Origin of the sequence: Ethanoligenens sp., assembly GCF_047718355.1 — a bacterium.
In the GTDB taxonomy this organism is placed as follows: Bacteria; Bacillota; Clostridia; order Oscillospirales; family Ethanoligenentaceae; genus Ethanoligenens.
The window spans coordinates 1-11655 of the sequence record NZ_JBDNLG010000095.1; the positions used below are offsets into that span (position 1 = coordinate 1).

Below are 11655 nucleotides of genomic sequence, written 5' to 3' on the forward strand. Positions count from 1 at the left end.
ATTTTGTGGATTTATACTTGATTTTTGTGGACTTTTTGCTATAATAAAAACAAGCAAAGGCGCTTGGAAAAGAGAAATCTCTTTTCCAAGCGCCTTTTTTATTGACTAAATATGTTTTAGACAGAGTCAATTCTATTTTTACAAAAAGGTGACGCGGATTTTACAAGAACAGGATGTTGTTGATGTTTTAATAGCATGTATAAGGTGCGATTGGAATGACCGTCATTGTTGGGCTTTATACAGTACATGCTGATTGCTGCGAAACGACTGTCTGGGGTATTTGCTTTGCAAGAACTGTATTATCCGAAAAAGGGGAGCGAAATGAAAAAAATCGCTTTGATTCTTCTTGATGCGCTTACACGAGAAAGCGCAGTCCACACGTTCGGGTTTTTACGAAGTCTGGTAGAAAGCGGGGAAGCGGGTTATCTGGAAGTCACGGGCGATTTGCCGAGCCTCTCGCGCCCATGTTATGAAAGCATCTTGACCGGTACACCCTCATCGGTGCATCACATCACCGCAAACAACATGTCGGTGCCTTCTCCGGTACCCAGTGTTTTTTCTCTGGCGCACGATGCTGGACTGAAAACAGGAGCTGCCGCGTATCACTGGATCAGCGAGTTATATAATCGCTCGCCGTTTAACCCGTTTGAAGACCGGATTACGCACGATGAACAGCAAAATATCCAGCATGGCATTTTTTATTTTGACGACACCTATCCCGATTCACATTTATTTTTGGACGGTGCAGCGCTGTGCAGTCGTTATGTTCCTGATTTCATGCTCTTTCATCCCATGGGCATCGACTATGTTGGACATGCCTATGGCAGCCAGTCGCGTGAATATGAGAAAAAATGTGTGGAGATGGACACGATTCTCGCCAATGCCGTGCCGCTTTTGGTTTCGCAGGGGTATGGTGTGATTGTGACCTCTGATCATGGCATGAGCGCACTGGGGAACCACGGCGGCGACCAATCGATGATGCGGGATGTGTTTGCCTATTTTATCCACTGTGGCATTCCGCAAGAAGCCGCACCGGTTTCTCAGTTGTGCCTTGCGCCGACGATTTGCACTCTGTTGGATATTCTACCCGCGCCTACTATGAAAAAGCCCCCTATTCGCCTTGATTAAGGCATTTAATTAGAAAATTGCTGCAGGAGGAATGAAAAAATGTTCAAAACCCAAAAAACAGTGGCGTTGCTGTTGTCTGCCGCTGCCGTTCTCAGCATGGTCGCACTATCCGGATGTCAGAAAAACGGTGGCAGCACCGCGAGCACGGACACGACCGTCCGGCCAACCGCCGCAGATGTGAAAAAAGAAGGCCAACTGGTGTCCTACGGTATGCCGGATACATGGATCAACTGGAAAGGTATTTTTGCCAGCTTTACCAGTCAGTATGGCATCACCCATCAGGATACCGATATGTCTTCCGCCGAGGAATTGGCCAAGTTCAAAGCGGAAAAGAACAATCCGGTAGCGGATATCGGCGATATCGGCATCGGGTTTGCGGCAGGTGCGCGCAAGAGCAAAGTCGTGCAGCCTTATAAGAATAAATATTGGAATGATGTTCCGTCTTGGGCAAAAGACAAAGACGGGTACTGGACGGCGGAGTATACCGGCTCTATTGTGTTCCTGGTCAATAAGAGCTTGGTGAAAGATGTCCCGCAGAGTTGGGCGGACCTGCTTAAATCCGAGTACAAAGGCATGGTCGTGATTGGCGACATGCAGAAACACGCACAGTCGCAGAGTGCTTTGCTGGCGGCAGCGATGGCTTACGGCGGCAATGAAGCAAATATTAAACCGGGACTTGACTACTTCAAAAAGATGTATAAAGCCGGCAATATCAAAGACGTTGATGATTCTGTGTCCAATATCCAGAAGGGTGAAGTCCCTATCTGTGTTTTGTGGGATTTCAACGCGTTGAACTATCGTCATGAAATCGGCGACGACAGTGCCTACGATGTCGTCGTGCCGAGTGACGGGACTGTGACGAGTGCATATGTTTCGGTCATCAACGCCTATGCGCCGCATCCGCAGGCTGCAAAAGCATTCCAAGATTATCTGTTCAGCGACCAGGGCCAGACGCAGATTGCCGAAGGTTATGCCCGTCCCATCCGTACCAATGTCGATATGCCGGCAGATGTCAAGAGCAAATTGCTGCCTGACAGCGACTACAAGTCGGCTAAACTGATCAAAAACTATGATACATGGACAAAAACAAGTGGGGAGATTCCGGATCTATGGAGAAACGAAGTACTGTCGTAAAGACTGCTGCCGTCAAACCCAAAGGGCCTCTCTGGATTGCCGTGGTTGTGATGCTGGTGCTGGTGCTGGCGTTTGAAATTGTACCAGCTATCTACATCCTGCTGTCAGGGTTCCAGTCCGACACAGGGTTCACGTTGGAGAACTATGTTCAGGTATTTACCGGGCGGTATTATACGCAGGCAATCGTCAACAGCGTGGTTCTTTCTGTAGTTTCCTCGCTTCTGGGGATTGTGATTGGGACATGTGCCGCACTGTGCATTCGGGGAATGAATGAACACGCGACCGGTCGGATCATTACCATCCTCAACATGACGACGAATTATACCGGCATCCCGCTGGCGTTCGCGTTTATCGTGCTGCTTGGTTCCAATGGTGTTGTCACCTTGTTTTTAAAAAATGTGATGGGCATTAATGTGTATGCACAAGGATTCAGCTTGTTTTCATGGTTTGGCATCACATTGGTCTATGTGTATTTTCAGATTCCGCTTGCCATCATGTTGATGTACCCCGCAGCGGCGAGCATTAAAGACAGCTTGCGGGAAGCAGCCAGTATGCTGGGTGCGAGCGGGTTCCTGTTCTGGATGAAGATCGGTATTCCCACGCTGTTGCCGGCGCTGCTCGGTGGCATCTGTATCCTGTTTGCCAATGCGTTGGGTGCTTATGCGACCGCTTATGCGTTAGTCAGCGGGAACAAAGGTATTATCGCCATTGCAATTGCCAATCTTGTTTCGGGCGATGTTAATCCCAACCCATACCTTGCCAGTGCGCTTTCGACCGTATTGGGCGGCATTTTGATGGTGATGGTTTTTGCGAAAAGCCGTCTTAACCGACGCATGGTTTAGAGGCTGCCTGCTAACCATCCGTGGGAGGCGGCTGTGCCGAATCGGTGCAGCCGCCTTTCGATGTCGTAGACATCGAAGTTTTACTGGATTGAGAAAGAAGGGAACCACCAATGAAGAAAGGCGTTGGCAAACGCATTTTTTTGATTCTTTTGTTTGCGTATCTGTTTGTGCCGGTTTTGGCCACGGTTTTGTTTTCGGTCGCGGGGAAATGGGACAAGAGCGTTCTGCCGGAAAGCTATACCTTTCAATATTACGTTCGTATCTTTCAGGACAGCGGCTTTGTTGCATCCTTGCTGCGCAGTGTGTTGATCTCCGTAGCTGCCGGGTTCGTATCGGTTCTGTTGGTTGTTCCCTGCGTATATCTTGGCGTACTGCGGTACCGCAAACTGATTCGTCTGTTTGAGATTTTGTCCATGCTTCCGTTTATTATGCCGGGCGTGGTGTTGTCGATTGGCTTGATCGCATTGTATTCTTCTTTGCCGGTGGATATCACGGGGACAGTTTGGATTTTGCTGGGCGCCTATTTTGTACTGTGCCTGCCGTTCAGTTATCAGACAGTACGCAACAGCTTTCGTAGTGTGAATACCAAAAGTCTCGTGGAGGCGGCCATGATGCTTGGCTGTGACGAATCCGGTGCATTTGTGCGTGTGATTCTGCCGAACGTGATGAGCGGGATTGTTTCCGCGATGCTGCTGGATATCTCTATTCTGTTTGGAGACTTTGTCTTGGTCAACCTATTGGCTGGCAATGCATATAAGACTGTGCAGATGTACCTGTATAACCAGTTGACCAAGGATGGACATCTGGCGAGCGCGGTCGTCACAGTTTATCTGCTGACAATCTTTGTTATCTCATTTGTGACTTTTCTGCTGACACATCGGAAGCACCGGAGAGCGAGGGCTGAATCATGAGTTATTTATCCATTCAAAACGTGCAAAAGAGCTTTCAAGACGTGCACGCACTGAAGGGCGTGAGCCTGGAAATCAAAAAGGGAGAGTTTGTCACACTGCTTGGTTCCTCCGGCTGTGGTAAAAGCACCTTGCTGCGCATCATTGCAGGCCTGGAAACCAAAAACAGCGGCGATGTTTTTATTGACGGGCGGAATCTGGAGGGTGTGCCCGCCAATAAGCGGAATTTGGGAATGGTGTTCCAGCAATATTCCCTGTTTCCCAATATGACAGTGCTGGAGAACGTGTCATTTGGTTTGCGCTTAAAAAAGAAGCCTGCCGCCGAGATCTCGGCAAAAGCGGAAGAGATGCTGGGACTGGTGGGCCTAAAAGAAAAGCTGAAAGCATATCCAGATGAACTTTCCGGCGGGCAGCAGCAACGTGTCGCGCTTGCGCGTTCACTGGTAATGGAACCGAATGTGTTGCTGTTGGACGAGCCGTTATCCGCGCTGGATGCGAAAATTCGTCTGAGCCTGCGTCGCCTCATCCGCGAAATTCAAAAGAAAATGAAAATAACAACCATCTTTGTTACGCACGATCAGGAAGAAGCACTTTCCATCTCCGACCGTATCTTTGTAATGGAGGCGGGAGAGGTGGTGCAGTCAGGTACGCCGCAGGAAATCTACAAACATCCGCGTACGCGATTCGTTGCCAGTTTCTTGGGGACCTATAATTTCCTGCCGCCGTTGTTGTTTGGCGAAAATGGTTCGGAAGAAATCCTGATTCGTCCGGAGCATATCAAATTGCTGGATGCACCGCAGGCAGGCACGTTGAAGGGCATTGTTCAGACCGTGTTTTTTCTTGGCAATTACAGCCGTCTGGATGTGCAGGTCGGACAAACCACTTTGCTGGTGGATATTTTGAATACAGAAAATCTTACCTATCAGACAGGGGACACGGTGTATCTGAGTCTGCCGCCTGAAAAAAGAATTTATTTGAAGCAGATGGCGTGATACACGCTGGGTCGCAATGCCCTGATACACACCATCGCACCGGATATAAAGAGATAGATGGAGGGTACTGTGGGGCTTTTTTATACATTACATCTTAATTTGATTTTGCGGGTGCTCGCGGCTGGATTGTGCGGCGCTTTGATTGGATATGAACGGAAAAACCGGATGAAAGAAGCCGGTATCCGTACGCACTTCATTGTGGCAATGGGCGCTGCTTTGATGATGGTAGTGTCCAAATACGGATTCTTTGACTTGGTCGGGACGCACAGTATGGGTATCGACCCGACGCGAGTCGCTGCTCAGATCGTTAGCGGTATCGGTTTCTTAGGCGCGGGTGTTATTTTTGTACAGAGAAAAACCGTCATCGGCTTAACCACGGCCGCCGGTCTTTGGACCACCGCTGGAATTGGCATGGCTATCGGCGCGGGTATGTACGAAGTCGGTTTTGCGGGGGCGGTCATTGTGGTGCTTGCGCAGATGCTGTTGCACAAGCCGTTCCCCATGCTGGCTTCCCCCAAAATTCGACAATTGACACTCCGCGTCAAGGATGAGAAATCAAGCCGCTTGACAGTGATGGAACTTTTACGGCAACAAGGAATCCTGACGCTCAACTACCGGGAGACGTATCTGGAAGACTGTCATGATGAGGTTGAGATGGAGTTATCTGTCAGGCTGCCGAAAAATTATGAAGTGGGTACACTGGTCCAGTATTTACACCAGCAGCCCTATGTTTTCTCGCTGGATGTCGAATGAAAGACGGAGGAGAGAGCGATGGACTTTGGTTTTGAACCACGGCACGGCATACGAGACTTGTTGTAAACCATACATCTTTTTTGGTTTGTGCGGTTGCTTTTATCAATAAATTGGAGTAGACATGAACGATATAAAAGGAATCTTGTTTGATAAAGACGGAACCATTTTGGATAACGATCTGCTTTGGGGGCCGGTGGGAAGCGATGTGGCGGATTATGTGACGGAAATCTATTGTTTAACACCGGACGAACGCAAGTCTATCCTGCGGGCTATCGGACTTGACGGTCCCAAACTGCTTGCAAACAGCCCGCTGGCAAGCGGTACGGTAGGCGATGTGACAGACGCAGTAGAAGAGGCTCTGTGTGCGTGCGGCAAAGACAAGCAGGCAATGACCGCACTGAAACAGCAGGTTACAGATGCGGTGGAACGCGCCATTCAAAAAAATGCACATCTGATTCGCCCTCTCGGTAATGTGAGAAAGTTGTTTGACTTCTTAAAAAGCCGTCGGATCGCTATCGGCTTGGCTACGGCCGACTTATATAACACGACAATGATCTGCCTCAATCAACTGGGTATCGGTGAGGACTTTCAATTCATCGGAACGGACGACGGACGAACACGACCCAAACCCAGCCCGGACTTGCTGGAGAGCTTTTGTGCGACTTGTGGATTGGACAGCCGGGAAGTCGCAGTGGTCGGCGATTCCGTGGTGGACATGCAAATGGGTCTGAACGGAGGGGCAGGGTTGCTTGTGGCCATCGTGCCTGAACGGGATGAGAACCAGCCGTCGGCGAAGGACGCTCAGTATGTTATTGAAACCGTTGAAGAATTGATTCCGCTTTTTTCCTGACCCCGCGACTTGAAATCTCAATTGAGAGAGGATGCACACGATGTGTTTAACAACCAGCCTGTTTGGTCATTCGTTTACTTTTGGCAGCATCAAGGAAGTACTGGCTAAAGCAAATGAAGAGAAATCGGGAGATAAACTGGCGGGAATCGCAGCTGAGACCACGCAGGAGCGGGTCGCTGCGAAAGTAGTGCTTTCCGAGCTGACGTTGGCGGATTTGCGGGAGAATCCGGTTGTTCCGTACGAGCAGGACGAAGTAACACGCGTTATTGACGATGGATTGGACAAAACAGCCTATGCGCGGATTTGCGGCATGACGGTCGCGGAGTTCCGTGATACGCTGCTAATGTCGGATGCGGCATGGAGCGAGCAAATACGAGGCGGACTAACCGCCGAGATGGCTGCTGCTGTTACCAAGTTGATGGGCAATCTCGATCTGGTCTATGCCGCGCAGAAACTGGAAGTGCGTGCGACCTGCAACACCACTATCGGTGGGTGCGGTATTCTTGCCAGTCGGTTGCAGCCAAACCACACGACCGATTCAGTGGCGGGGATTATGGCCAGCTTAAAGGAAGGTCTAAGCTATGGGGTGGGGGACGCACTCATCGGTCTGAATCCAGTCGGTGACAGTGTGGACAATGTTTGTAGGATTTTGGACGCCTTCTACGATTTTACCCAGAAATGGCGGATCCCGACGCAGAACTGCGTGCTGTCGCATATCACTACACAAATGGAAGCGATGCGTAAAGGCGCGCCTATGGATTTGATGTTCCAGAGTATTGCCGGATCGGAGTGCTCCAACCGCGCGTTTGGTATTGATATCCAATTGCTGGATGAGGGATATGCGCAGATGAGGGAACGGTATGGTTCCAAAGATTGCATGTATTTTGAAACAGGGCAAGGTTCCGAGCTTTCATCCAACGGACATTTTGGGGCTGATCAGGTTACGATGGAAGCACGCTGCTATGGTCTGGCCAGACGATATCATCCGTTTCTTGTCAACACCGTGGTCGGTTTCATCGGGCCGGAATATCTGTATGATGCCAAACAGGTGATTCGGGCGGGTCTGGAAGACCATTTTATGGGGAAATTGATGGGCCTGCCCATGGGGTGCGATGCCTGCTATACCAACCATATGAAAGCCGACCAAAATGACATAGATAATCTGTTGCTGCTGCTGGCAAACGCGGGCTGCAACTATTTTATCGGCGTTCCCTGCTCGGATGACATCATGCTGATGTATCAATCCACCGGTTTTCACGATATCGCGGCCGCGCGCGCCGTGACCGGCAAACATCCGATTCGCGCGTTTGAGCGGCGGATGGAGGAACTGGGTATCCTTAAAGACGGTGATTTGGCCGAACGCGCGGGCGATCCTTCTGTTTTTGCAGATGGAGGGAGGTAGTATCATGCAGGATTCCTCAAAAAATGGAAATGTGCTTGCAGACGGTAGACGGGTGATGGTGCAGAATCCCAAAGATGCGACCGCTTGCAGGGCGCTTCTCAACGAGACGATTGCGCGCATCTGCGTGGGGCGATCTGGGGATCGTATGCGGACCGCCACCTATCTGCGCCTTCGTGCGGATCATTCGGTGGCAATGGATGCCGTCTGGACTGAAGTAGATGAAACAATAATCGACGCGCTTGGCTTTTATAAAATGCAGACGCTTGTCCGAAACAAGGAAGAATATGTGACGCGTCCGGATTTGGGCAGGCAGTTTTCCAAAGAGACGTTGGATGCACTGGTCAAAGACTGTGTCTTTCAGCCGGATGTGCAAGTCGTGGTTGCGGATGGGCTAAGCGCCTTTGCCATTCAAGAGAATCTGCGCGACGTGTATGCTGTGCTGCGGGACGGATTGGAAGCACAGCAGTATCGGATGGGCACACCTGTTTTTGTACGATATGGCCGGGTTGCGACCATGGACCCCATCAGCGAGGTATTACATGCCCGTGTGACCGTCCTACTGGTGGGAGAACGTCCCGGTCTCGCTGTAGGCAGCAGTATGGGCTGCTATATGGCATATGAATCAAGCAGTGCAAAACCGGAATCGCAACGCACGGTCATTTCCAACATTCATCGCAACGGAACGCCGCCTGTGGAGGCTGGCGCGCAGATTGTCGATTTAGTCGGGACCTTAATGCGAGAGAAAAAGAGCGGCGTCGCTTTGCGTGGTTGAATGACGGATAAAGCGAACGCGGTGACATATATTTCGTATCAAATGATGCTCGGCAACGAGCATCTGCGGAATGTTTGTATACATGGTTTTGAAATCAAAAAGGGATGCTGCAAAACAAACGTTTTGCAGCATCCCTTTTGCTTGTGGCCTTATTTGGTGATCAAAAATGCATTGGGCAAATAACGCTCGCCGTCTGCACTGGATGGATTGTTGAGAACCTGACTGGTGGAACCGTCGTTATACACTAAAACAGAGGAAGAACCGCCGTCAAGCGTGGTTGCCTCATATGCGCCATATTTGACCATGAGCTGTTGTAGGTCTCGGAACGTGGCGCCATCGCTTACGCCGGGGCGGCGTCCGTCGATGATGAGGAAAATCAACACACCGGACTGGGTTTGTCCAATGGCGGTGCGAGGCTGTGGGGCGCCGCCCGAATAGGCGGTCATGGAGGAAAGCTGCCCATCCATGATCAGGAACGGCGACCATTCCACAGCTGTTTTTAAGCCTTTCAGTCCTCTGCTCTGCGTTGCCTGGCTGGTGCTGAGTTTTTGCAAGGTCAGCCGGTTTTGGGAATCCAGCCCGATGATGGAATGGATGCTGGTGTTGCTTTGCAGGGGATGCTCAATTTTAAAATTGGAGATAAGCAGGGCGTTGGGTGTGCCGCCGTTTCCCTCTCCGCCCGGGTCTTCAAAACCACCGGCGTTGATGCCCACATATGCGCCGGTGCGTTGCACCATATGTGAGATTCGTTCGCCGCTGTCCCCAAATTTATTGGAAAGCGCCATATATACGCGGGATGGATCGTAGATTTTGACCACCCAGCCCTTGTAAACATGTCCCAATCCGCCGTCCGAACGGATTTTGATAAACCCGACGCCGTCTATAATGTGCTCACTGTTGTATTCAGTTGGCAGAGTGGTGGCATTGTCTTTGACTTTGCCCGTCACTTTAATGGCGTTCGGGTTGGTGTTGGAGGATGGTTCCACAACCTTGTTGCTATTAAGAATGGCGTTGATGTCTTTCTGGTCGAATAACATGGTCGCCAGCCATTGATGCTGTCCGGTGCCCATGGCTGTGGTTACCCAAAGATTACGTACATAATCAAATGGTCCATACATGATGAACAGTCCGATGCAGAAGATGCCAAAAAGTGTAGCGAAAAAAGAAAGAAAGAAATATAGAGCCGTGTGTTTGGGGCGTTTTTTCTTTTGCTTGACTCTGCGCACGATCTCCCGGCGCTTAGCGTCAATTGAATCATCCATATAGCCAGTCTCCATAAACGACGCTGCACTTCTCGACCGCAAGCGGGAAAAGGCAGAGGGCGGGAACGATGTTGCACACAATGTTTTTATTATACCGTTGCGTATGGGAAAAAGCAAGGCATAGCCTGACCGCCCTGTGTGGATACTTGTATTCTCTGTGCGGGACTGTTATAATAGAAGAAATTTGATTCTATCGGTATCGACGGGATTACCGATGATTCGTCATCAGAGCGGAAGCGAGATATACCGCTCACGGTGTACGGACTTTGCGTGTTCCACGGCGTCGTGTGGAAAATGGAGATGGCTTCCATAAGGAAGCCACGCTTTTTTGATGGTTTGTTTATTTTTTACATAATGAAAGGGTATGAGTTTGGATGGCAGAGATCAGCGTAGAACTTACGAAGACACCAAAGGCAAAACCGGCAGATGAGCATCATCTGCCTTTCGGTGATATTTTTACCGATCACATGTTTATTATGGATTATGATGACGGGCAGGGCTGGCATGATGCCCGCGTCGTTCCATATGGCCCGTTGCCGATTGATCCGGCGGCTATGGTATTGCATTATGGGCAGGAGGTCTTTGAGGGACTGAAGGCCTATAAGGCACAGGACGGGCGCATTTTGCTTTTCCGCCCCGAAGAAAATTTCAAGCGGATGAACGTTTCCAATGAGCGGCTCTGTATTCCGCCCATCGACCCGGAATTTATGATCGAAGCGCTGTCCAAACTCATTGAAGTGGAAAAAGACTGGATACCGTCTCTGGAAGGTACTTCCCTGTATATCCGCCCATTCATCATTGCTACCGATGCACACCTTGGCGTACGCCCGTCGCATCATTACTATTTTGTCATCATTGTCTGTCCGGTTGGAGCGTACTATCCCGAAGGGCTGAACCCCGTCAAGATTTATGTGGAAACCCAATATGTCCGCGCAGTGAAAGGCGGCATGGGATACGTTAAAACGGGCGGAAATTATGCAGCTTCACTCAAGGCGCAGCATGAAGCGGAGGAACAGGCATACACGCAGGTACTGTGGCTTGACGGTGTGGAGCGGAAGTACATCGAAGAAGTTGGTACGATGAACGTCTTCTTCAAGATCAACGGTACGGTAGTCACGCCCGCGCTCCAAGGCAGCATCCTTTCCGGCATCACACGCAAATCAACGTTGGAAATGCTGCGGCACTGGAACATCCCGGTGGAGGAGCGGCGCATCACCATCGACGAAATAGCGAAGGCGGCGGACGAAGGACAGTTGGACGAGGCGTTTGGAACAGGAACGGCTGCGGTCATTTCCCCAATTGGCGAACTCAAATGGGGCGAAAAGCATATGGTTATCAACAACGGGGAAATCGGACCGATTTCTCACCGTCTTTATGATACGCTGACCGGTATCCAATGGGGTAAACGAGATGATCCGCTGCATTGGACCTATGAAGTGAAATAAAAAGCTGCTTATTATTGCGGTTTGCGTGCGGAATGTCTGCTATTTTAAATAATTTGCACGTTTGTGAGAATAAAAGTGATTGAAAATCCCGCGTCCGAAAAAGACGTGGGATTTTTCTGTACACTGTTTTATAAAAGAAATCAAACTGTTTCGATTTTGTTATGATT

The 11655-nt window shown here is 50.0% G+C and carries 11 protein-coding genes; 10 read left to right on the forward strand and 1 reads right to left on the reverse strand.

Annotated elements, in window-relative coordinates:
* Positions 1 to 321 precede the first annotated feature (321 nt).
* The 9 genes from ABF463_RS12185 (at position 322) to eutC (ending at position 8781) form a co-directional block, all read left to right on the forward strand.
* Positions 322 to 1128, forward strand: coding sequence for an alkaline phosphatase family protein (locus ABF463_RS12185; RefSeq protein ID WP_415533912.1), 807 nt, complete (start codon positions 322 to 324; stop codon positions 1126 to 1128).
* A 39-nt stretch (positions 1129 to 1167) separates the two neighbouring features.
* Complete coding sequence (locus ABF463_RS12190; protein WP_415533913.1) at positions 1168 to 2262, forward strand: extracellular solute-binding protein; 1095 nt, start codon at positions 1168 to 1170, stop codon at positions 2260 to 2262.
* A complete protein-coding gene (locus tag ABF463_RS12195) occupies positions 2238 to 3104 on the forward strand; it encodes an ABC transporter permease (RefSeq protein WP_415533914.1) in 867 nt (288 codons plus the stop codon). The genes ABF463_RS12190 and ABF463_RS12195 overlap by 25 nt, the downstream gene beginning before the upstream one ends.
* Before the next feature lie 110 nt (positions 3105 to 3214).
* Positions 3215 to 4015 carry an ABC transporter permease gene (locus ABF463_RS12200; RefSeq protein WP_415533915.1) on the forward strand — a complete coding sequence of 267 codons (801 nt, stop codon included), beginning with the start codon at positions 3215 to 3217 and terminating at the stop codon, positions 4013 to 4015.
* A complete protein-coding gene (locus ABF463_RS12205) occupies positions 4012 to 5004 on the forward strand; it encodes an ABC transporter ATP-binding protein (protein WP_415533916.1) in 993 nt (330 codons plus the stop codon). The genes ABF463_RS12200 and ABF463_RS12205 overlap by 4 nt, the downstream gene beginning before the upstream one ends.
* Before the next feature lie 69 nt (positions 5005 to 5073).
* On the forward strand, positions 5074 to 5757 hold the full coding sequence (locus tag ABF463_RS12210) for an MgtC/SapB family protein (RefSeq protein ID WP_415533917.1): 684 nt from the start codon (positions 5074 to 5076) through the stop codon (positions 5755 to 5757).
* 121 nt (positions 5758 to 5878) lie between these two features.
* Positions 5879 to 6607, forward strand: a complete 729-nt coding sequence (locus ABF463_RS12215) for an HAD family hydrolase (RefSeq protein WP_415533918.1) — start codon at positions 5879 to 5881, stop codon at positions 6605 to 6607.
* 40 nt (positions 6608 to 6647) lie between these two features.
* Positions 6648 to 8009, forward strand: a complete 1362-nt coding sequence (locus ABF463_RS12220) for an ethanolamine ammonia-lyase subunit EutB (RefSeq protein ID WP_415533919.1) — start codon at positions 6648 to 6650, stop codon at positions 8007 to 8009.
* 55 nt (positions 8010 to 8064) lie between these two features.
* Positions 8065 to 8781, forward strand: coding sequence for an ethanolamine ammonia-lyase subunit EutC (eutC, locus tag ABF463_RS12225; protein WP_415533924.1), 717 nt, complete (start codon positions 8065 to 8067; stop codon positions 8779 to 8781).
* Positions 8782 to 8930: 149 nt separating this feature from the next.
* Here eutC and ABF463_RS12230 read toward each other — a convergent pair whose 3' ends face one another.
* On the reverse strand, positions 8931 to 10043 hold the full coding sequence (locus tag ABF463_RS12230; RefSeq protein ID WP_415533920.1) for a phosphodiester glycosidase family protein: 1113 nt from the start codon (positions 10041 to 10043) through the stop codon (positions 8931 to 8933).
* Positions 10044 to 10417: 374 nt separating this feature from the next.
* Between ABF463_RS12230 and ABF463_RS12235 the strand changes: the two genes are divergently transcribed.
* Entirely contained in the window at positions 10418 to 11488 is a 1071-nt protein-coding gene (locus ABF463_RS12235; protein ID WP_415533922.1) for a branched-chain amino acid aminotransferase, read from the forward strand.
* Positions 11489 to 11655 lie beyond the last annotated feature (167 nt).